The sequence below is a fragment of the Desulfuromusa ferrireducens genome (assembly GCF_055389805.1).
The window spans coordinates 2051068-2073897 of record NZ_AP042415.1; the positions used below are offsets into that span (position 1 = coordinate 2051068).

Annotated in this window: 16 protein-coding genes; 9 read left to right on the forward strand and 7 right to left on the reverse strand. The window is 50.1% G+C overall.

From position 1 onward, the window contains the following. Positions 1-317: 317 nt before the first annotated feature. The 3 genes from phnD (at position 318) to ACZ5PT_RS09385 (ending at position 4538) form a co-directional block, all read left to right on the forward strand. Positions 318-1256, forward strand: coding sequence for a phosphate/phosphite/phosphonate ABC transporter substrate-binding protein (phnD, locus tag ACZ5PT_RS09375; protein WP_464266559.1), 939 nt, complete (start codon positions 318-320; stop codon positions 1254-1256). Then, a complete protein-coding gene (locus ACZ5PT_RS09380; protein ID WP_464266560.1) occupies positions 1253-3259 on the forward strand; it encodes a hybrid sensor histidine kinase/response regulator in 2007 nt (668 codons plus the stop codon). Before phnD ends, ACZ5PT_RS09380 begins: the two co-directional genes overlap by 4 nt. 532 nt (positions 3260-3791) lie before the next feature. Then, positions 3792-4538 (forward strand): hypothetical protein, encoded by a 747-nt coding sequence (locus ACZ5PT_RS09385; protein WP_464266561.1) that lies wholly within the window; start codon positions 3792-3794, stop codon positions 4536-4538. Between the two features lie 639 nt (positions 4539-5177). Here ACZ5PT_RS09385 and ACZ5PT_RS09390 read toward each other — a convergent pair. Continuing rightward, positions 5178-5645: a superoxide dismutase, Ni gene (locus ACZ5PT_RS09390; protein WP_464266562.1), complete on the reverse strand. Its 468-nt coding sequence runs from the start codon at positions 5643-5645 to the stop codon at positions 5178-5180. A 461-nt stretch (positions 5646-6106) separates the two neighbouring features. Further along, positions 6107-6625 carry a rubredoxin-like domain-containing protein gene (locus ACZ5PT_RS09395; RefSeq protein ID WP_464266563.1) on the reverse strand — a complete coding sequence of 173 codons (519 nt, stop codon included), beginning with the start codon at positions 6623-6625 and terminating at the stop codon, positions 6107-6109. Positions 6626-7381: 756 nt separating this feature from the next. Between ACZ5PT_RS09395 and ACZ5PT_RS09400 the strand changes: the two genes are divergently transcribed. Together ACZ5PT_RS09400 and ACZ5PT_RS09405 are read left to right on the forward strand one after the other, a co-directional pair. Continuing rightward, on the forward strand, positions 7382-9622 hold the full coding sequence (locus ACZ5PT_RS09400; RefSeq protein ID WP_464266564.1) for a response regulator: 2241 nt from the start codon (positions 7382-7384) through the stop codon (positions 9620-9622). A 339-nt stretch (positions 9623-9961) separates the two neighbouring features. Next, positions 9962-10600 (forward strand): hypothetical protein, encoded by a 639-nt coding sequence (locus tag ACZ5PT_RS09405; RefSeq protein WP_464266565.1) that lies wholly within the window; start codon positions 9962-9964, stop codon positions 10598-10600. A 240-nt stretch (positions 10601-10840) separates the two neighbouring features. Here ACZ5PT_RS09405 and ACZ5PT_RS09410 read toward each other — a convergent pair whose 3' ends face one another. The 4 genes from ACZ5PT_RS09410 to ACZ5PT_RS09425 all read right to left on the reverse strand — a co-directional run bounded on the left by ACZ5PT_RS09410 (position 10841) and on the right by ACZ5PT_RS09425 (position 15047). Next, complete coding sequence (locus ACZ5PT_RS09410; RefSeq protein ID WP_464266566.1) at positions 10841-11611, reverse strand: amino acid ABC transporter ATP-binding protein; 771 nt, start codon at positions 11609-11611, stop codon at positions 10841-10843. Positions 11612-11644: 33 nt separating this feature from the next. Then, on the reverse strand, positions 11645-12736 hold the full coding sequence (locus ACZ5PT_RS09415) for an amino acid ABC transporter permease (protein ID WP_464266567.1): 1092 nt from the start codon (positions 12734-12736) through the stop codon (positions 11645-11647). Between the two features lie 4 nt (positions 12737-12740). Beyond that, complete coding sequence (locus tag ACZ5PT_RS09420; protein WP_464266722.1) at positions 12741-13904, reverse strand: amino acid ABC transporter permease; 1164 nt, start codon at positions 13902-13904, stop codon at positions 12741-12743. A 123-nt stretch (positions 13905-14027) separates the two neighbouring features. Continuing rightward, entirely contained in the window at positions 14028-15047 is a 1020-nt protein-coding gene (locus ACZ5PT_RS09425) for an amino acid ABC transporter substrate-binding protein (protein ID WP_464266568.1), read from the reverse strand. A 538-nt stretch (positions 15048-15585) separates the two neighbouring features. Here ACZ5PT_RS09425 and ACZ5PT_RS09430 point away from each other — a divergent pair. The 4 genes from ACZ5PT_RS09430 (at position 15586) to ACZ5PT_RS09445 (ending at position 21361) form a co-directional block, all read left to right on the forward strand. Beyond that, positions 15586-16917 carry a DUF1015 domain-containing protein gene (locus ACZ5PT_RS09430; RefSeq protein ID WP_464266569.1) on the forward strand — a complete coding sequence of 444 codons (1332 nt, stop codon included), beginning with the start codon at positions 15586-15588 and terminating at the stop codon, positions 16915-16917. A 38-nt stretch (positions 16918-16955) separates the two neighbouring features. Further along, the gene (locus ACZ5PT_RS09435; RefSeq protein ID WP_464266570.1) at positions 16956-17564 is read left to right on the forward strand and encodes an HAD family hydrolase; all 609 of its coding nucleotides are present in this window, start codon (positions 16956-16958) and stop codon (positions 17562-17564) included. A gap of 249 nt (positions 17565-17813) precedes the next feature. Then, the gene (locus tag ACZ5PT_RS09440) at positions 17814-18785 is read left to right on the forward strand and encodes a type 2 periplasmic-binding domain-containing protein (protein ID WP_464266571.1); all 972 of its coding nucleotides are present in this window, start codon (positions 17814-17816) and stop codon (positions 18783-18785) included. A 2-nt stretch (positions 18786-18787) separates the two neighbouring features. Continuing rightward, positions 18788-21361, forward strand: a complete 2574-nt coding sequence (locus ACZ5PT_RS09445; RefSeq protein WP_464266723.1) for an ATP-binding protein — start codon at positions 18788-18790, stop codon at positions 21359-21361. Between the two features lie 78 nt (positions 21362-21439). On the opposite strand, the gene ACZ5PT_RS09450 is transcribed toward ACZ5PT_RS09445, so the two are convergent. Next, positions 21440-22759, reverse strand: a complete 1320-nt coding sequence (locus ACZ5PT_RS09450) for a uracil-xanthine permease family protein (RefSeq protein WP_464266572.1) — start codon at positions 22757-22759, stop codon at positions 21440-21442. Positions 22760-22830 lie beyond the last annotated feature (71 nt).

The following is a 22830-nucleotide window of genomic DNA, read 5'->3' on the forward strand; positions in this document are numbered from 1 at the left end:
TTTCATATCTCCATATATTTGAGACACCTAGCCTGTCACAACTGCTGATATGGCTGACTGTTGTCAATATATGACAAAATTCCTGCCCAACTGTTTTTCAGCAGTTTTGTTCCGTTCTAGTAAGTGGCAAAAGCCATGATAATATTGAGGGGCATCACGGAGAGATTAAGGTGTGGTTAAAACTTGGCTAGAGAACGACATCTACTGAGAGGTTGCCGATAGATAGACGCTCTGCAGAGATGATAAAAAATGTGCTCCGTTACACAACTAGCGACCTGTCATCTTTGTGCGACTTGCTTAGGTTGGAGAATACAGCCATGATTATGTTAAGGCTTCTCAATCGGCTTTTTGTAGTGTTGGTATTACTTGGTGTGGTTTTTCTGGGTGGTTGCAATTCGGAAACAGCCTCACAAAAGAAAGATCAGCGGATCGAACCGGAAAAGAAGACGGGTAGCCAGGTTCAGGAGATTGTTCTGGCTGTCCACCCATATGCTTCACCCGTCGAATTAGCTCGTCAGTTTGCTCCTTTGCTGGAGTATCTGAGTGAACGCGTGGGAATGCCTGTCACGTTGCATATCTCAAAAAACTATGAAACTCACATCGATCAGGTGGGCGACAATAACGTGGACATTGCACTTATGGGCCCGGCATCCTATGTGGCTATGTCTGAACGGTTCGGGAAGAAACGCCTTCTCTCCCGCTTTAAAGTAGACGGTTCTTCCAGCTTCCAGGGCTATATTATTGTTCGCAAAGATAATCCGGCAACATCCCTCCAGGATCTTCAGGGCAAGAGCTTTGCGTCGAGCAGCCGGAACTCGACGATGAGTTACGTGGTTCCGCGTTACATGTTTATTCAGGCGGGGGTTCCGTTTCCCGAAGAGCAGTTGCGAATCGTGAGGAGTCACAGCAACGTCTGCCTGAACGTGTTGGCCGGTGACGTGAATGCAGGGGGTGTCAGAGAGAAGGCTTATCTGAAATATAAAGACCGGGACTTGAAAGTGATAGCGCAGTCATCCTGGGTGACGGAACACCCTTTCGTTGCCACAGACAGACTGGGGGCAGAAGCATATGCTTTGATAAAAGAGGCCCTGTTAGACATCAAAGGTGAAGATGTAAAGAGGCTTCTGGGGCCGATCAAGTCTACGCTGACTGGTCTGGCACCGGTTGAGGATCGGGACTATGATCAACTGAGAACGATGGTCTCCGTTGTCCGTAAAGATGAAAAACGTTCGACCGCAGCGGGCAAGATGAAATGAAACGAGCCTTCTACTGTTTCAGCGCTTTCATCCTTATCTCGTTTCTGGTCTTGGGCAGCCTTATCGGCTATCAGGCTCACCTCTATGCCCAGCAAGAAATAGAGAACAAGATTATTCGTGATCTGGAAATCCTGGCGACCATCACTCAGGGTGCTATCGCCCAAGGAGATTATGAACGCATTGAGGAACAGGTGCAATTGTGGGGGGGAAAGGATCCCAATATCGTTGTCATTCGCGTCATTCTCGACGGTGCTCGTCCAATAGTAGAGTTTGTTCGCGAGACTCAGGCGTCCATCAGCATACATAACAAACGGACCGTAACCTCCCTTGCTGGGGGGAATATCACCTTTGAGAGTATCTATGACCTGGCTGAGCACAAAAGAGAAACCTTGGTCTTTTTGATTAAGTTTTTTTCGGTATGCGGTGCCGTTGCTGCGGTATTCATCTCGTCTCTTTGGTTGATACTGAAGCGGTTGGCGATTTTACCGCTCCAGCAGGCTGGGGAGGCCCTGCGAGTCGAAAAAAGTAAGCTTGTCAACATTTTGGATTCAATGGTGGATGGGGTTTACATCGTCGATCAGCACTATGACATCGAATACGTAAATCCAGCGCTTAAAGAAGAGTTCGGCGAGGTGGAAGGCCTCAAGTGTTATGAGTATTTTCACAAACGGCAAGAAGTCTGCCCATGGTGCAGAATTAAAGAAGTACTTCGGGGTGAAACCCTTCATTGGGAATGGACTTCCCCAACCAATGGAAGAAGCTACGACCGGCTAGAATCACCCATAGCGTTATCTGATGGCAGCACTGGCAAACTGCAGATATTACGCGATATTACCGAGCGCAAACAAACCGAAAAGCAGCTTCATCGGGCTCAGAAGATGGAAGCGGTCGGCATGATGGCGGGTGGTGTTGCCCACGATTTGAATAATATCCTTGCGGGTATCGTTAACTATCCTGAACTGATGCTGTTAAAACTCCCCGCGTCCAGCGAGCTGAGAAGACCCCTGACGGCTGTTCGTGATTCAGGCCGAAGAGCTGCTGCTGTGGTTGCTGACCTGCTCACCGTTGCCAGAGGAGTTGCCAGCCCTCGAAAACCATATGATATTAACTTGTTGATTCAGGAGTATCTGGATTCTCCTGAATGCCAGCAGCTCAAGACTGAGCATCCCGGAGTAACCTGTACAGGACAATGTGATGCGGAATCCCCTATCATTAATTGTTCGGTCATCCACATCAATAAAACACTGATGAATTTGACTACAAATGCAGTGGAGGCTGTTGGTGATGCGGGGAGTATTATTATCTCAACCTGTAACTGTCAGATTGATGAAGCTGAGGGATTAGAAAAAAATATGGAGCCTGGTGATTATGTCATTCTAACTGCCCAGGACAACGGTCCCGGTATTCCCGAGAAGGATCTGAAACATATCTTTGAACCCTTTTATACCAGGAAAGTGATGGGGCAAAGTGGCACCGGGCTTGGTCTGGCGGTCGTGTGGAACACCGTTCAGGATCACAATGGTAAAATATTTGTCGAAAGCAATGAAAAAGGCACCCGCTTCCAGCTCTATTTCCCGATCAGCACAACAGAAAGCATCGTTCAACCAGAAAACGATCAAACCTTAAATTTCACTGGTAAAGGTGAACATATTCTGGTTGTCGATGACGAACCACAATTGCGAGATATTGCCAGTCAGATATTACAAAGCCTGAATTACCAGGTTGATTCGGTCTCTTCAGGCGAGCAGGCGATTGAGTTTATCAAAAAAAAACCGGTTGATCTGATCGTACTCGATATGCTGATGGAACCGGGGATCAACGGACGGCAAACCTATGCCGAAATTATTAAACAGTATCCCAACCAGAAGGCGATCATTGCCAGTGGTTTTTCTGAAAGTGACGATGTCAAAATGACACTCCAGCTTGGGGCTAGTGAGTTTATAGGTAAGCCTTACTCACTAGGGAAACTGGGTCGGGCTGTTAAAAATGTCTTGGGTCGCTGATTTAAGTGCAAAAAACTACTGGACTTGTATTGAAAATCTGAATCGCCTCTAGACCAATAGACATTTGCCAGTCTCAAAAGCAGTTACATGTGAAAAAAGCCGTCGGAACATTTCCGGCGGGTTTCTGTTCCAAAGCGTCTAAGGTTTGATAATCGTAAACCTGCTTGAGGATATTGGAACACAGTGCTAATTGGGGCCATGCTACATAGTGGGCACCCAATTAATAAAAATTGCCCTGAAGACAGGAGGGGAAAATCTCCAGGGCTAATAGAGGAGGTGTTGCCACCTCCTTAGTTACATTGTACGCCCATAGTTAAGAGCGCGTCAAAAATGGTGACTGAATCGACGCCAGGTGAGCAGACATTTTATTGACTCAAAACTAGTAAGTTTTAAAACCGCCATTCCTTTATTAAAGGGTGGCGGTTTTGTTATCAGAATCAGTGGCGGATTTTTTGCTTTTTGCATTTAGTTAAGGTCTAATAGCCATATCTGTAGAGCAAACAACAGCAACTGAAGAAGTCAGAAAAGTAAAATGTCTATCACTCCTCAAAAAGTCGAAAATAGCAGCTGGAAGCTCTGGCTCAAAGAAGCGTTCGTCCTGGTTTTCAGGGGGCCTTCCCTATGGGTTACCATTTTATTTGCGATCTCCTTCGTGTCAGCGCCGGTTCCTGCGGAATATTATAACTTCGTTAGGGCTCTTATCTCCTTGCCGGTCCTTGCGACATTGATCATCTGTATGCAGGGAGTTGATAAGGGAGAGGTCTCGGTAGGGCTTTGTTTTGCCGCACTGAAAAACATCCAGGCGGTACTCTCAATCTTTATCGGAATTTCCTTGGTAACCGCCGCTATTTCTTATGCTAAAGCCTTGTCGGCAGCAGCAGGGCGCTTGTCTATCGACTACGCGTACTTATGGAATCTGCAGGGGCTGCTAAACAACTGGGCAATCAACCAGGTCGAGTTTTCCTTTTCCCTGTTTGGTCTGGGTCTTGTGTTCTGGTTTGCGCTTCCCTTATGCCTGTTCACTTCCCATGATTTTTCGAAGTGTTTCCGTACCGGTTTGGTAACCATGCGTCTGAATATCATTCCGCTTGGAAGTGTGATTGGTTCGCTGCTATTGCTAGTTGCTGTTTTAGACAAGATCAACAGTCTGTTGGCTATCCCTTTGATCATCTACGTCCCGGCTGTTATGTATGTTAGCTACCGGCACATTTTTCTTGGACAGGCGGAGAATTGCCCGGTCCGGGAGAGCATTTGTGTCGAGGCCGTTGCGCCGACTTAAAGTGAATCGACATGAGTTAAGTAGACATTCTCCCATTTCAAATGTCGTGATTTAATTCTCACTGCCCCACTTTTGGAACACTAAAATCGGCCTTTCCACTTTGTTGTGACTTTTTTCTGAATCCTTAGCGTACGTTTTCGTTCCGCTGGGCTTCAAAGACAATGGCCGGGTAGCTGCATTTCCGGCAAACTTTTCCGGCTACAGATCGTACCCAGTTGTTGTAATGACACGCTTAGCGTACGATTTTTCCGAATTCTGCGTTAGCCCCAATAAGATTGCTTGAGGGGGATTTGAGAGGCCATTTTGTGTGCTGTTGGATAAATTGTGTATAAAGCGCTGTTTGGGTGATGTTATGGACTGCTGGACGCGGGCTGGTCCTCATTGCTTCAATTTTATACATTCGGGTGCGTAAAGCGTTGTTATAAAATTTCGTATGTACGAAATTTCAGGTAGGAACTGGGGCTTGAATTCGGGGTTTGTAGCAGGGCATTATTCCAGCACAAGACATAAAAACGGCCCAACCATTTGAAGTCAGATTGGGCCGTTTTTTTTATGGATGGTATTATATCGTCCATTTCAATGATTCTGGCAAACCAGGCGAATTTGTGCGCCGACTTTAACCGATGGCATCTTGTGCATTTAGTGCTTGTGTTCGGGATAATAAATAGCCAGAGCATCAATACTTTCCTTTAGGTTTTTCGCATATTTCATGTCAGCATTTTGCTTGGCATTCATTGCCGCAACGATTACTGCATGGTGCTTTATCAAACGTTCAGCATAGTCTTTTTGATCCGACTTGACTCGCTGCGTCAAAAAATAATCGCTAATTGTAGAAATGATATTTTGAGCATGTTTTTCTTTATTCATTACCCAACGAACCAATTGATTCTGAGACTGTGCATCGGACTTGCCTGATAACTCGACAATTAACTTCACTGACTTTTCAATGGTTGTGACATCTTCGAGCATCAATTGAACTCGGGCATGGTCATCATAAATCCCACATGGGATCTGGCAGTGGGCATAAATTCCTTGCGGCAACACCAGAACCGATCCGATTACAGCAAATACCATCAACAACAACACGTTTTTCAATTGTTTCGTCATCACTTCCTCCGTCGATTGGTTTAGACTTCATAAAAGATTTATCAAACCTTTCTGGGAGGTCAAGGACATTGCTGTAAATTAAAATCCGACCTGATTAGTGCTAATCAGGCCCAATGACCGGGTAACTGCGATGAGTGCCAACTATTGATGAACTAGGGGCTCTCACGAAACGCAAAATATCGTAAGTTCTGAGATGTCCAGATGCGCACTTCAGAATTGACATGGGCACTTCAGTGGGCACCTTGAATTTGATAGTTGGATCACCTTCACCCAATCCGCTTAAACAATTCTCAAATATTGTGACATAAGTAAGCCCCGGTTGATGCCGGGGCTTCTAGTCTTATCAAAATACGAAAGCCGTCTTCCTGATTTAGAAGACGGCTTTTAACGTGTTAACTAGCCTTCCTTGCACAGGGCTGGACGGGCCTTTTTACTTTTCAGTCTATGGTTTCTGCTCAGCTTCAGTCATCTAGGCCGAGGTGGTCAGATTCGATCTCGACTAGGGCGTTGAACACCTGCTTGGCGCGAGCCGTAGTTGCCGTCTCAGCGAACTTACGATAGCCCTCGATGGCGATCTTCTCACGACGGTGGCTCTCCAGGATATTGGCTTCGCCGTCGCTGCTGGCCTCGACCTCGATCAGGTCGGGCTTGCTGATTTTCAGGTGTTTGGAGAAGATTCCAGCGTGCTCGGCCTCTACCTTCATTAGTGCTTTGAACAGCCACTGGTAGTACTCTTCACTGGAAGTGGCGGCTGCTGCCTTGTAGAAACTGGCGTTGCCGATCTCGATGTCGAGGGCAGCCCGGAAGTTTTCCTTTTCCTCTGCAGTAAAGCTGTGCTCCTGCTGGAAAGGGCTGACGTAGTCGCGGCCGTCAACGAACAGGTGCTGTTTGGCGCCACAGTAGGGGCAGTTGATTGGCGCGCTGTCGCCCAGGTAGGGGTCGCCACAGATCGTGCATTTGTAGAGCTTGTAATCGTTCATGATGTTGGCCTTCGGTTGGAGGTTTGGGGAATTTTCGAGCAATTTGTATCTCAGACTGGCAATGCTGTCAATATCGGTATGAATGGATGTGATTGCCTGTCCAGCATTTCGATCCAGGTGCCGATAAATTTTTTACCATCTCTTTATTCGGTTACTGTGGTTCCTTGGCACCGAGCGGATTCAGACACTGACCAACAAGGGCTACCATGAGGCTATCGGCGGCCCGACTGCCAGCAAGAGAAAAAAGGGAACAGATTAATTTTTTAGTCTCGAATATAGTTACATGTGAAAAAAGCCGTCGGGGAAATCCAGGCGGCTTTCGTGTTTCATGACTTCATACTTATGAGACCCCAAAATCAACTAATGGCCTACTTTCTAAGCAAATTATGATGTTCAAGGAACTTCATGTAGGACCATCCGCAATCTGGCCGGAACATTCAGGGAGCGATTTCGGTCAAGTATGCCTCTAAATTGTCTGATCCGGCTGCCTGGCTGCTGATCAGTTCCATAGCTTTGAACAGAAAATTCCCATCATATCTTCTAAGCTTTCACCATTCTTTTCAAAAAATCCAGATTAAGTGGGGAGTTTGCAGTAAGAAAAAGGGTGTTGTATAGTGCATTGCGGATCTCTAATTGGTTGATGCCAAGACTGTTTAGTTTGCTGTCGGGGGCCAAAAGACGAGGGGGAAATGTGTTACGCAATACTTTGAAAATAAATTGCTATCGGCCTTTTTTGCTAATAAAGGCATATATCATATGAAGCTTTTTCACGGATCAATTCGCAAAAAATTGATTATTCTCGTTTTAATGGCAACGATGCCCGTATTTCTTGTTCTGCTAGGAACAGAATTGCATAACAGGCAGGATGCCTTCAGCCGTGCAAAAAAAGATACAGTTCTTTACCTCTCGGGATTTGCTGAAGTTCAGAGACGGATAACTGATTCCACTCAAACTCTTTTGCGCACAGTTGCCTCCATTCCAAGTATTTCTAGTCAAGATGTGGAAAAGTCCCGCATTGTACTTTCAACCTTATTGGAAACCAACCCGATCTATTCAAATGCCACCCTGCTTGATCTCAAGGGAAATGTTGTCGCCGCGGGAAAAAACCATGACATGGTCAAAAATCTGAACTTCGGGGACCGCAAAGATTTTATTGATGCCATTGCTTCAAAAGGATTTGCACCCGGCGAGTTTTCTGTGGGCAAAATAACCAAGAGGGCCATCTTTCCTTTTGGAATGGCGGTATTGAATAAACATGGTGATTTAACAGGAGCCATAATCATCGGTGTGCGCCTTGCTCATTATGGTGAATTGTTTGAGCGCGGGGAATACCCTCTAAACACTTTTTTTGGTCTCTGTGATCATAAAGGGGTACGGTTGTTTCGTTACCCCAGTAATGAAATAACTGCCATCGGCAAACCAATCAAAAAAGAGGTGTACGACGCTGCCGCTACGAGAGGAAGGGTGGGGAGTGTGTCGGCGATTTCCTCTGATGGATATGAGCGCATTGCCGTTTTTGAACCACTCCGGGTTGAGAAAAATGGTGCTCCATACATGTACATGTTTATGGGCTTTGATTCTTCGCAATTAATGACGCAAGCCAATTCCATTTTAATTCGTTTAGTTGTAACAAGCCTCGCATCCCTTGCTCTTGCCCTCATGATTGCCTGGCTAGTTGGTGGTAAAAGCGTGGCGAGACATATTGAAAAGCTTTCTTTTATGACCAAGAAGTTTAGCGAGGACGAGAAAGATGTGACCAGTAATATTGATTACAGTGACGGTGAAATAGGAGTGCTGGCCCGCTCTTTTGACGATATGATTGAAATTATCCATCAACGGGAAGAGGAGAAAATCAAGCTTGTATCACAGCTGAACCAGTCGCAGAAGATGGATGCAATAGGCCAATTGGCAGGAGGTATCGCCCATGATTTCAACAACATGCTTGGTGGTATTCTGACCGCAGGAGAATTGCTTGCGCGTTATCTTCCAGATGAGCCCAAAGCAAAACAATTTCACCAGATTATTATTCAGTCGGCGACAAGAGCGGCAGATTTAACCAGCAACCTGCTTGCCTTCTCTCGTACTTCAAGCAAGGCCTCCTCGACTATGGATGTTCACAACATTATAAATGAAACCATAACGATTCTGAAAAACACCATTGACCGTCGTATCGAAGTCGAAACTGATTTTAAGGCAAAAACGAGCTTGACTGTAGGAGATCCTTCGCAGTTGCAGAGCGCTTTATTAAACCTTGGAATTAATGGTTCCCAAGCTATGTCATCAGGAGGAACTCTCCGTTTCTCATCACGTTTGGTTGAGATCGATTCCGCCTTTTGTGATATGTCGATATTTGATCTGCTGCCGGGGAACTATCTGGAGATTGAGATTAAAGATACCGGCTGCGGTATCTCCCCGGAAAATCTGAACAAAATTTTTGAACCTTTCTTTTCAACCAAAGAACAGGGAAAAGGGACCGGACTAGGTTTGGCCGCAGTCTATGGAACGATCAAGCAGCATGCGGGGGCCATAACTGTGTACAGCGAATTAGATGCCGGCACCTCTTTTCAGATCCTGCTCCCTCTAGCGTCCGTTGCTGCCACTATAGAGTCGGCAGTACAGGCCCCTTTGAAAGGAAAGGGGACAATACTGATAGTCGATGATGAAGAGGCGATGCGTATTACGGCAAAGGCGATTCTGGAAAATCTCGGTTATACAATTCTCCTGGCTGAAAATGGTGCTGAAGCCATATCCTTTTTCAAGGAACATCAAGAATCAATAGATCTCGTCCTTCTTGATATGATAATGCCTGTTATGAACGGCAAGGATTGTTTCGTTGCACTTCAACAACTTGATTCTACTGTTCGGGTGGTTATCGCCTCTGGTTTTACCCGCGAAGAGGATCTTGACGATATGAAGAAGCGAGGTCTCAAAGGATTTATTCGTAAACCTTATCTGAGTGGATCATTAAGCCAATCCGTCTATGAATCATTACGCTGAGATGGTAAGGGGGAGGATCGTAGTTTTTCAGGCTTTATCAGCCTAATTGGGCGATTCTCTTTTAATTCTTCATCGCATAGTTGTGGAATCTCAAAAAAAGTATTTTCGCCCGAAAAGTTATATTTTCAAACAGTCGAAGATTTGTAGCTCCAGACAATATCGGAGTTTTCAGAAATTGTTTCAAAATACGAGGAGGAAGCTCAAGTCGAGATTCCTCGGGCTAAACTGATTTCAAATATCGTGAGATGCTTGCCAATATTTTCGCGTACCGCTACGCCGATAGATAGATAGATATGTGAATAGTCTCACTAGGTTAATTTGCGGATATAGGTTTTGAGCATGAATATCAATTTGGCACTAAAAGCGATTGAGGCATTTCAAGGGGATTCTCTTACGGAGAATCTTGCGAACCTCGAACGATCAATTGTCGACCACAATTCCATCGGCACCGCTGATTTCTGTAATGATCGAAATATCGATACAGATTTCATTGCATCGGCCTTTGCGATCAAGAAAGTTGCAGGGCAAATAAACGTGATTATTCACGCTGCTGGGATCTTGAATTCTCTCCCCCATATTCTTGAAGAGGACGAGGTGGTTGAGAGCGTTTCACTCGGAGCAGGTAATACGGGTAAGAAGTTCGATTTGGAGACCAATCTACGCGTCGCTGAATACAAGTTCATTACCTGGCAAGGTGGGCCTGAATCGATTCGGCAAAATGGCGTATTCAAGGACTTTTACGAGCTGGCGGAATATGAAACCAAGAAAAGGAAAGTTCTCTATGTTGTTAATACACACTTCCCTCTAAAATTCTTTACCGGAAAGCGGGCCTTGTCGAGTGTCTTGGCCAAACAGCCTGAAATCCTAAATTCGATCAAGGCTAAATATGGAAGTCAAATGAACGTTGTTCGTGATTTCTATGAGTTGCATAAAGATGCTGTTGCTATCTGTGATGTCGGTCCCTTTATCGGGCAGTGAGATGCACCCCTTCCCCCAATGCTCATATGTCCAGCCCTGGTTCAGAGAGCAGAATGACACCCCTGTGGAGAATAGAGACTTTCGCCTCTCAAAAATAGTGAGTTATTTAAAAATCTACTCTTTATTGAGGATGAAACATTATTCCTCGCCCACATCTGGTGCGGCTTAGAATTGAGCCAAAAAAAAACGGAGAAGCCTGCACGGTTCTCCGTTTTCCACGATCTGACTGTTTCGAGAGTGCTACAAAATCTGACTCAGGAAAAGTTTCGTCCGCTCATGCTGCGGGTTATCAAAGAAATCATGCGGGTTGTTCTGTTCGACGATCTGGCCCTCATCCATGAACATCACCCGGTCGGCAACACTCTTGGCGAAGCCCATTTCGTGGGTCACCACCAGCATGGTCATTCCTTCTTCAGCCAGGGCGATCATAACGTCGAGTACCTCTTTGATCATCTCCGGGTCGAGTGCCGAGGTCGGCTCGTCGAACAGCATCACTTCTGGATGCATGCAGAGGCTGCGGGCAATGGCGACGCGTTGCTGTTGCCCACCGGAAAGTTGCCCGGGGAATTTCAGCGCCTGCTCGGCGATTTGTACCTTTTCCAGATACTGCATGGCGATTTCTTCGGCCTCTTTTTTCGGTGTTTTACGTACCCAGATCGGCCCCAGGGTCAAATTTTCCACAATCGTCAAATGCGGAAACAGGTTGAAATGCTGGAAGACCATGCCGACTTCGGCGCGGACTTTCTCGATGTTCTTGATGTCGTTGCACAGTTCGGTGCCGTTGACGATGATCTGCCCCTGTTGGTGCTCTTCAAGGCGATTGATGCAGCGGATCATGGTCGACTTGCCGGAGCCGGACGGACCGCAGATGACAATTTTTTCGCCCTTGCGCACCTCCAGATTAATATCGCTCAGCACGTGGAAATCACCGTACCACTTATGCATTCCGCGTAACTGGATAATCGGTTCCGAAGAGTCCGTTGCGCTGGCTGTCGTTTGCGAATCACTCATAACAATCTCTCTTGATGCTGGTGCAGCACCGGTTTAACGGCCGGTGTGCAGTTCTTTTTCCAATCGACGGCTGTAGCTCGACATGGCGTAACAGCAGATGAAGTAAAGCACTGCCAGAAAAATATAAGCCTCGGTGGAGTAGCCGGTCCATTTTGGGTTGGAGAGGGTGACCTTGGTTGTTTTCAGGACATCGTAGAGGGCGATGATAACGACCAGCGAGGTGTCTTTAAAGGCCGAAAGCAGAATCCCCACCGACGGTGGAATGACAATTTTAAGGGCCTGCGGAAGAATGATCAGGCGCATCGTCTGGCGGTAGTTCAGTCCCAGCGAGTCGGCGGCTTCATACTGGCCACGTGGCATCGCCTGCAGGCCACCCCGAACAACCTCGGCGATATAGGCGGCGGTGAAGAGGATAATCGCCACTTGCGCGCGCAATACCTTGTCGATGGTCATGCCATCGGGCAGGAACAGCGGAAACAGCACCGAAGACATGAACAGCAGGCTGATCAGTGGTACGCCGCGGATCATCTCGATGTAGACGACACAGAGGGTCTTGATCGCCGGCATCTTTGAGCGCCGGCCGAGAGCGAGCAGAATGCCCAGGGGGTAAGCTGCAACCATGCCGAAGAAGGAGAGCATCATCGTTAGCGGCAAACCGCTCCACTGTGCGGTTTCGACCACCGGCATGCCGAAGATCCCACCGTACATCAGTATCGCCATGGCCAGCAGGCCGATGTTCCAGTACCAAATAAGAGCTTTCTTCCAACGGGTCCGCTCTTTGGAATAGATCACTAGGCCGAGCAGCAGGCTCATCGCCAGCAGCGGCCGCCATTCCTGGCCTTCCGGGTAAAATCCTAAAATAATGAACTTGATGTTGTTGGGGATGATCGACCAGCAGGCGCCGTCGATGTCACGGCAGGCTTCGGACGAGCTGTTCCAGAGGCTGTCGACAAAGGCCCAGTTGAACATCGGTGGCACAAACATCCAGAGGATCGCCAGGGTGAAGATGGTTAATATCGAGTTATACCAAGTATTAAACAGGTTCTCGCGCAGCCAGGCAATGGCGCCAATCTTTCTGATCGGTGCCGCTAGGTGCTCTCTTATGTTGTTGTTTATAATGCTCATCGGATCACCTCTCTACCAAGGCCATTTTTTTGTTGTACCAGTTCATAAATAGCGAGGTTGAAAGGCTGAAGAACAGGTAAATCAGCATGATCAGAGCGACCCCTTCGATGGCTTGGCCGGTCTGGTTGATCATGGTGTTGGTGACGGCGACGAAATCGGCGTAACCGATGGCGATCGCCAGGGAGCTGTTTTTGGTCAGGTTCAGCATCTGGCTGGTCAGCGGTGGAATAATCACCCGTAGGGCCTGCGGTAATATTACCAAATGCAGGACCTGTCCGGGGCGCAAGCCGATGGCCATAGCTGCTTCAATCTGACCACTGCCGACCGATTGGATGCCGGCGCGGACGATCTCGGCAACGAAGGCCGAAGTGTAAAAAACCAGGCCGAGCAGCAAGGCACTGAACTCCGGGCTGACCGTCAGGCCACCGGTGAAGTTGAAGCCGCGCAGCGCCGGCATGTCCATCGCCGTTGGTGCGCCGAAGCCGAGCCAGATCAGCAGTGGCAGAATAACCGCCAGGCCGAAGGTCAGGCGCAGGGCGGGGAAGGGTTTGCCGGTTAAATCGAGGCGCCGATGTCCCCAACGATTGAGGAACCAGCCGCCAATTAATACCAGCAGCAAGGCCCAGCCCATAAATCCGTGGGCGGCGTGTTCTTCCGGAATGGCGAAAATCATGCCGCGATTACAGAAGAACAGGCCATCGATGGGATTGAGAGCCTGTCGGGGCGAAGGGAACGCTTCGTAAAAAAGGGCGTACCAGAAGAATAGTTGCAGCAATACCGGAATGTTCTGCATCAGTTCAATATAGCCGGCCGACAGCTTCGCCACCAACCAGTTACTGGAGAGGCGGGCAATGCCGACGATGGTGCCGAGGATAATGGTCAGCACAATGCCGATAAATGAAACTTTGAGAGTGTTTAAGGCGCCGACCAGTAAGGCGCGAAAATAGGTGTCGGCGGCGGAATACTCGATCAGTGATTCCCCTATCTCAAACGAGGCTTCGCGTTCGAAAAAGCCGAATCCGGTGGCGATCGACTGGCGCTCCAGATTGGACTGGGTATTGGAATAGAGATAGTAGCTGCCCAGCGCGACAACCAGCAGCGCCACGACCTGGAAGACAATGGCCCGTTTGGCTTCGTCCCGCCAGAACGGGATCGCAGCTGGTTGCATGTTATCAGTCGTTTGTGGGGTCGATTGTTGGTTCAAAATCGCATATCCAGGTTTAATGTGAAGGTCTAAAAACAGACTGTCGCCGGAGCGATAAGGCACCGGCGACAGTTGTTCTGCAATTACTTATTTGAATGGTGGCGAGTACATCAAGCCGCCATTGGTCCAGAGAGCGTTCAGGCCGCGCTCAATACCGAGGGTGGTGTTGACGCCGACGTTGCGCTCGAAAACTTCACCATAGTTACCGACCAGTTTGATGATGTTGTAAGCCCATTTTTCGTCCAGACCGAGAGCCTTGCCGTTGCCCGGGGTGGTGCCGAGGAAACGCTTGATGACCGGGTCTGTACTTTTCATCATCTCATCAACATTCTTTGAAGTGATGCCTAACTCTTCAGCATTGATCATGGCCAGAACGCTGAAATCAACGATGTCGCGGAAGTTGTCATCGCCGTGGCGCACGGCAGGAGCGAGAGGCTCTTTGGAGATGATTTCCGGTAGGATCATGTAGTCTTTGGGATTCGGAGCGACGGCCCGGGTTCCGGCCAACTGGGACGCGTCGGAGGTCAGAACGTCACAGCGACCAGCGAAGAAGGTTTTCGCCAGTTCCGACGTTGACTCGATAACGACCGGTTTCATCTTCATGCCGCTATTGCGGAAGAAGTCCGCTACATTCTGCTCGGTGGTGGTACCGGGCAAGACGCAAACCGTGGCGCCATCAAGTTCCTTGGCGCTTTTAATACCGAGCTTTTTGGCAATCATGAAGCCCTGGCCATCGTAATAGTTGACGGTGACAAAGTTGAGGCCGAGTTGGGTTTCGCGGCTTAAGGTGCGGGTGGCGTTACGCGTCAGAAGGTCGATTTCGCCCGACTGCAGAGCAGTAAAACGTTGCTGGGCGGTCAGAGGAGTGAACTTAACCTTGCTGGCGTCACCGAAGATGGCAGCCGCAACGGCACGTGCCGTATCGACGTCGAGACCTTTCCAGACACCTTTTTTATCAGGCATACCGAAACCGAAGACACCGCCGTTAACACCAGCCTGGATAAAGCCCTTCTTTTTTACCGCATCCAGATCTTTGCCCGCGTGGGCAAAGCCAACCATCAGTAAGGTTAGACTGAGAACGACCGCTATCAGCTTTACAAGTTTCATCGTGCTTCCTCCTCTGTTTGCATGTGTGGAATGGGTGAACAATAAAACAATGATACGACAAGCCGCCGGCCCAACCGTTCAGCATTTTTTAACCGATCAGCGCCAGCAATCATTAAAGTGTAATATATTATTGAAATATTGCATTGTTCACGTGAAATAAAGGTCGTCAACGGTCGACGCCGCCAGAGGGAGAAGGAGATAAAACTACCTATTGTCAGGTGTTTGATAGCCATGCTTAGGCCTGTTCAGTAGGGAGCCGTTATTCTGTTTAATAGGTATGCGGTAGCGGATTTATTTTTGTCAAACTTCAAGTTGTTTTTATTCATTGAAGCATCAATCCTTTCTGTTTTACCCCTCGGATTGAAGGTTGTAGCGATGGGTTTAGTGTCGCAGGCTGGTGTGTTTAGAACGACGTTCCCGTGTGGGCTGGTTTTCGTGTGGCAAAGCGGTTCTCAAAAAACTGGAAACATGTTACCAATGTGCACCTAAAAACTTAATTTATTCTGCCGTTACGGTTTTTTGTTGAAAGGGAAATCCGATGATATTCGACAAGATTGGTGTTCAGGTTCCGAAAATCCTGTTGCCGAAAGAGGGCACCGACATGCAGACGTGGGCGGTTATTGCCTGCGATCAGTACACCTCGGACTTGGCCTATTGGCAGCGCCTCGAAGAGCAGACCAACGGCTCGCTGTCGACTCTGCCGCTGATCTTTCCTGAGGTCTATCTTGAAGATGATGACGCGGATGCGCGGATTGCTTCGATCAACCAGACGATGGAGCAGTACTTGGCCGATGGCAGTCTGGTTGAGCAAGAGCCCGGTTTTATTTTGATTGATCGCAAAACCTGCGAAGTAGAATCCCGCAAAGGGCTGATCCTTGGCCTCGACCTGGAACAATATGATTACAACAAAGGTGCACAGAGTTTAATTCGGGCCACCGAGGGAACCATCCTCGATCGTTTGCCGCCGCGGATTAAGGTTCGGCAGAATGCTCCGATCGAGCTGCCGCATATTATGGTGCTGATTGATGACCCGCAGCGCACCGTCATCGAGCCGCTGTTCAATGAGCAACTTGAGACGGTCTACGATTTTGAGCTGCTGGAAAATGGCGGACACCTCAAGGGCTTTCGCATCGATCAGCCGGAGTTGATCAACAAAATTGCCGCCGCGCTGGAACAACTGGCCGATCCTGCAGCCTATCGTGCCAAGCATCAAGTTGATGATGAAGTGATGCTTTACGCCATGGGTGACGGCAATCATTCGTTTGCCACCGCCAAGGCCATCTGGGAAAAGCTCAAAGAAGAAGCGACCGACAAAGCCGCGATCATGAACCATCCGGCCCGCTATGCACTGGTCGAACTGGTCAATGTTCATGATCCGGGTCTGGAGTTCGAGGCGATCCACCGGGTTCTGTTCGGCGTTGATAGCGAACAGCTGAAGCAGCAGATGGCAGGTTTTTTTGCTGAGCGTGGCACGCCGATGACCTTTACTGCCTGTGCCGATCTGGCGACGGCGGAACAGCTGGCGTTAACGGCAGCAGGCGCACACGCCTTTCCGGTGGTGTTGGCCGGCCAGTTCGGCGTTTGCTCCGTTGCCACACCCGAGTATACGTTGGTAGTGGCGACCCTGCAGGCCTGCCTCGATAAATTTTTACAGGATAATCCGGCCGCACGGGTCGATTATATCCACGGTACGCAGCCGGTCACCGATCTGGGTAGCCAAGCCGCCGGCGTCGGATTTTACCTGCCGGCAATCTCCAAACACGAACTGTTTAAAACCATCGTCCTTGATGGTGCCCTGCCGCGTAAAACCTTCTCCATGGGCGAGGCGGATGAGAAGCGTTTTTACCTTGAATGCCGCCGCATCAAGTGAGTCCTTTGCGTTCTGGGAATAGCAGCACGGGGGGAATTGTGACGCCGTTGGTTACGGACGTGGTGTTTGATGTCGGTCGGGTGTTGATCGATTTCAGCTATGATCGCTTTGCCGCCAAATTGCGTCAGCATGGCGCCGTCTGTGACGGCGCCGAAGATTTTCTTCAGCGGGTCGATCTGATCGCCTATGAACATGGTGAAATCAGTAGCCGGGAATTTCTTCGGCAGGTTAGTCTTCTGCTCAAGGATGACTTGCCTGTCGAAGAGTTGACCGCTGCCTGGAGCGACCTGTTTACCCCGATGGGTGAGATGTTGCAGCTGGCCGGGGCGCTCAAGCAACACTGTGGTGTCTACTTGCTTTCGAACACCAGCGAAATCCATTGGCAGCACATTTGTCAGCGCTATGGCCTGGACGAAATCTCCCATGATCGGCTCGCTTCCTACGAGGTCGGGATGATGAAACCCGCTCCGGAAATTTTTGCCGCAGCGTGCCAGCGCTTTGAATTGCTACCGGAGACGACGGTGTTTGTCGATGATCTCGAAATCAACGTCCAGGGAGCCATTGCCTGTGGTTGGCATGGGGTTTGGCACCGCAGTTTTGAAAAGACAAAAACTGAACTTTTACGCCTGATTGGTGTTGATCTCTGACACCTTCTGCTTGTTGCCCACCTGAAATGTTATCGTAAGTAACTGAATCAATCATCATTGTTCTGGCTTAAATATTCTGTGGTCGGCGCAAAAAATACCACTATGGGAACTGATGAATATGTCGGTTTTTCACTATGTTCGGTACATTATTAGCTTTTATTGTCGATCGTTTAAGTGGTATTGTGGCAGGTGTTTAATTTGGTCTGGTAAATGTTGCTTCTTTGCGTGTGCGCTTGAAGGGTGTGGCCATTGGTTTTTCTCCGGGCATTGGTACTGTTGGTGATGATTTCAGGGGTCGTTTGGGCTGGCCAACCTTTGAGCGGGCCGCACTTTGTGCCGGCAACAGAGCCGCTTGATGTCGGAGAAAGTTGGGCTGAACAGCCCTTTCAGCATGGCCCGGATGATACTGCTGCCGATCTGGTGGTCATCATTAATCAGCAGTTCGATGTTCGTTTGCGTCCGCTGATCGCCGATTTTGCTCGGCAGAACGATCTGCTTATAAATGTCTATAAGGGGACCTGCGGACTTTCTGCCGGAGCCCTGCTCTCCAAAACGGTTGAAATTGCCTCTTTTTGTTGTCCCCCGGGAGATATCGACCGTCTGCCCGGTTTGAAATTCCACACCCTCGGAATTTATCCGATCTCTATTTTGGTTCATCCCGATAACCCGCTCAGCGATCTGCCCTGGAAAACCGTACAGCAGATATTTCAGGGCAAGTTGCAACGCTGGGCAGAGTTGGGTTGGAATGATCTGCCGATGCGACCGGTAATCCGCTTGCACTGTAAAAAACGCCCCGGTCATTGGCGACTGCTGCTTGATAACGATGAACTCTTTTCGCCCTATGCGCGCGAAGTTGGGGCTATCGACGATATGTATGCCCTGGTCTCTCAACTGTCCGGTGCCATCGGCTACGAAGTCGATGAGGGGATCTATTCTCACAAGACCAAGGCGTTACGGGTCGATGGTATGGACCCCAAGCAGCTCGGCAATCTACGCTCCGGGGACTATCCGTTTTACCGCGTCATGAACCTGACGGCTTGGGCCGGAGCGGGGCAGGAATCCTCGGCCAGTCAGAAATTACTCGACAGTTTAATGGTTTACGTCGAGGAGCATGCCGAGAGATTTGGCGTCGTGCCAGCCAGTCAACTGCGCGCTTCCGGTTGGATTTTTTCCCAAGGGGAGCTGATCGGCCGTCCACAGAAATCAGCGGATAAACAGTGACCATGACGCCTCGTCCGTTTTTTGCCTGGGCCGGTGGCCTGACGACAAAAATGCTCGGTTTGGCTTTTTTGCTGGGCGCCTTGATTTGGCTGGTTTCCGAGGACTACGAGCGTCGGAGCCTGGCCGGAGCCTACGAAGGGCATCTGCGGCAGATGCTCGCCGACCAGTCGCAACGCGACCGCTTGAGTTTCGACCACTTTATCAAGTCTTTTCAGCAGACCGCCCGCCTGATTGCCGACCAGCAGTCCTTCCATCAGTATGTTCAAGATCAACAAGGAAAATGGAGCGAAGCTGTGGTGCGTCACTGGCCGGAGCGACCGGAATGGTTTTTGCCCCGTTCGGCTTTGCGGGCGCTGGCGGTGCCTGATTGTGCGTTGTTGCTGGATGGCAACAGCGATACGTTGGAGTATTACATTGCCAACGGCAAGGAGATTCCCGCCGCGCTGTTAAGCCCGTCTGCGTTGTTGCTGGAGAAGAGCCACGGTCAGACTTATATGGCTATCCTCGAACAGCGTCCCTACCTGCTTGCCGCGGTCACACGGCAGGTGGCGGGTCGCAGTGTGACATTGCTGCTCGGTGCCTTGATTGATGATCGGATGCTGATGAATATTGGCGGAGACAGCAGTCGCTTGCTGGCGTTGGTCTCCCATAATCAGGGAAAGATTCTGGTCAGTAGCGATAAAAGTCAATTGCCGATCGGGGCTCAGTTAGAGGCTCTGAAAAACGATTTTGTCATCAGCGAGCGTAATTTTCACGATTACGGCGGCGCCGAGATGATCGTCGGGCTCAGTTCCTTCCAGCCCCGGCAGCAAATTGCCCAGATGAAAGAGGCAATGGTCGCGGTCAGCTTTCTGCAACGTTCCTTGTCGGCGGTCGCGTTTATTCTCGGACCGATGATGATCATCTTTTGGATCTCAACGCGGATTCGACGTTTAACCCTGCAGGTTGAAAAATTTACCGCCGGGACCTTGCGTGGTGAACATGTTTCAACGCGGAGCGGCGACGAGTTGCAGGCCTTGGAGCACAGCTGTACCGAATTGATGGCAGAGGTGCTTGATTCGCACCAGGTGATCCGTGTGGAAACGCAAAAAGAGGCTGAGTGGAAAAATGTTCTGCAGCAGCAGGAACAGCAATTACAGCTGTTGTTGATGATTACCGACATTTTGAAGGTCGGGGTGTTGAGCGAAGACCGCCAATTGCGGGCAGAAAATGGCTTGATGGAACGGTGGAGCGAAAAATTCGGCGGTCTGGATAAGTTTAGCTGCGAAGGCGGTCAGTGCGGTCGGCGAACCCTCCACGACGATCAAGGTGCGGAATTTGTTTTCGAGACCCGCTGTATGTGTCTGGACGATCGGCGCACCATAGTGCTGGTCAGTGATTTAACCGCCCAGTTGCAGGTGGAAAATGAGCGCGAGCATTTACAGGGGGAACTGCTGCAGGCGCAGAAAATGGAATCTGTCGGTCGTTTGGCCGGGGGAGTTGCCCACGATTTCAATAATATTCTGATGGCCATCAGCGGCAACCTGCAGCTGATGAAACGGCGGGTTGAGAGCGACGATCCGTTGCAGAAATACATGAAGGTAATTGATAGTTCCACGCAGCGTGCCGCTGATTTGACCCGGCAATTACTCGGTTTTAGTCGCAAGCAGATTATCGATCCGAAGTCGCTTGCGATCAACCGCGTGATCAGTGACCTGCTGCTGATGCTCAATCGTTTGATCGGGGAGAATATCAAGGTTAAAACCTCTTTAGCGGACGGGCTTTGGCCGGTTGTGATCGATCGGACCCAGATTGAACAGATTGTCATGAACCTGGCGGTGAATGCCCGTGATGCCATGGTCGGTGGTGGAACCTTGCTGCTGGAGTCGTCGAATGTCAGCTTGAGCGAGGGTTATGCGCGGCAACGGCCAGATGTTGTCCCGGGGGATTATGTCTGTCTGAGTATTTCCGATACCGGCAGTGGGATGTCTGCGGAAGAGCAAAAGCACATTTTTGAGCCCTTCTACACGACCAAGCCACAAGGGGAGGGGACTGGTCTCGGGTTGTCGATGGTTTACGGGATCGTCAAGCAAAATGGCGGCAACATTTACGTTTACAGCGAGCCTAGGGAAGGGACGACCTTCAGGGTCTACTTGCCGCGGACACAGCAGCCGGTCAGCGAAGAAAAAGCGCTGGAGATTGCCGACGCTGTTCCGCTCGGTGCGGAAACCATCCTGTTGGTTGAAGATGATGACGGGGTGCGGGCATTTGCCGTCGAATTGCTTTCTGAGCTCGGTTATACCGTTTTGGAGGCCTCTGACGGTGAAGAGGCGCTGCAGTTATTTGAAAAGTATCACGGCAAAATTCATTTACTGTTGACCGATGTCGTGTTGCCGAAAATGAACGGTCAACAGCTGGCCAGTCAGTTGACCGAGCGGTCGAATGAGCTGGCAGTCATCTTCATGTCGGGTTACACGCAAAATGCCATCGTTGATCATGGTGTTCTCAAAAAAGGGATCAGCTTTCTCCCCAAGCCGTTGTCCTTGGACCATTTGGCACAAGCGGTGCGCAAATCACTCGATCCGCAGGTTAAATAGGTTGGTTTTTAAGAAGGGGAGTAAATGAAAACAACGGGAGCCAGATGTCGGCCCCCGTTGTTATTGCAGATCGGATAATTAGTTTTTTTGCTTGCCCGGCAGCAGCAGGTTGAGCAGAACGCCGACAATCCCCGCCAGTCCGATCCCGCCAAGCTTGACCACCGCCAGATCGAAATTCATGCCGCCGATACCGAAGACCAGAATGATCGCGACAATCGCTAGATTGCGTGGTTCCATCAGGTCGGTTCCTGCTTTGACCAGGGTGTTGATGCCGATAACCGCGATAGCGCCGAACAGCAGCACCATAATACCGCCCATCACCGGAACCGGAATGGTGCTCAAAAAGCCGCCGAGCTTGCCGATAAAGGCAAGGACGATGGCGGTGATGGCAGCCCAGGTCATGATTGCCGGATTAAAAGAGCGGGTCAGGGCAACGGCTCCGGAGACCTCCGAATAGGTGGTGTTGGGTGGGCCGCCGAGCAGGGCCGCCAAGCTGGTGGCGACACCATCGCCGAGCAGGGTGTTTTTGATGCCCGGATCTTTGACGTAGTCTTTGCCGGTGATTCCGCCGACCGCCAGCACGTCGCCGAAGTGTTCAATCGCCGGGGCAATGGCGACCGGAACGATAAACAGGACTGCTTCCAGATTCCACACCGGCAGGCTGAACTCGGGCATGGCGAACCAGGGGGCGGTGGCAACCTTTTGCATCGACACCAGCGTCGGGGCGGTCCAGTTTTGTAGACTGCCCGGATCGAAGGCAGCTTGGGTGGTCGCGGCAAAACCGCTGATATCGAGTCCGATGGCGGTCAGGTAGCCGGCGCTGATGCCGCAGAGGATCGGGATCAGTTTAAACAGGCCACGGCCGAGTAACGAAACGATGATGGTCACCGCCAGCGCAACACCGGCGATGATAAAGGCGGTGGTTTCCGGTACCAGCCAGGCCGAGCCGTCGCCGGTGCGACCGGAGGCCATGTGCACCGCGACCGGGGCCAGGACCAGACCAATGACCATAATAACCGGGCCGGTGACGATCGGCGGCAGGATTTTATGCAGGATGTCAGAGCCGAAGATGCGGATGCCGACGCTTAACAGCACATAAAGCACGCCGGCGGCGAGCAGGCCGCACATGGTTCCGGGAATCCCCCACTGCTGCACACCGTAGATAATTGGTGCGATAAAGGCGAAGCTCGAAGCGAGAAACACCGGCACCTTGCCGCGGGTGATCGCTTGAAATAGCAAGGTGCCAGCGCCGGCGGTAAACAGCGCGACGTTGGCGTTAAGCCCAGTCAGTAGCGGCACCAGTACCAGTGCGCCGAAAGCGACGAACAGCATCTGGGCGCCAAGCAGGCAGTCTTTGAGGCGGAAATTGTAATCTGTGGGTAATTTTTCCTGGCTCATCCGGTTGGGGCTCCTTTGGGGGCGGGCGAGCCATGGCTCGCCCCTACATGTGTGGCAATTTCCATCTGTAG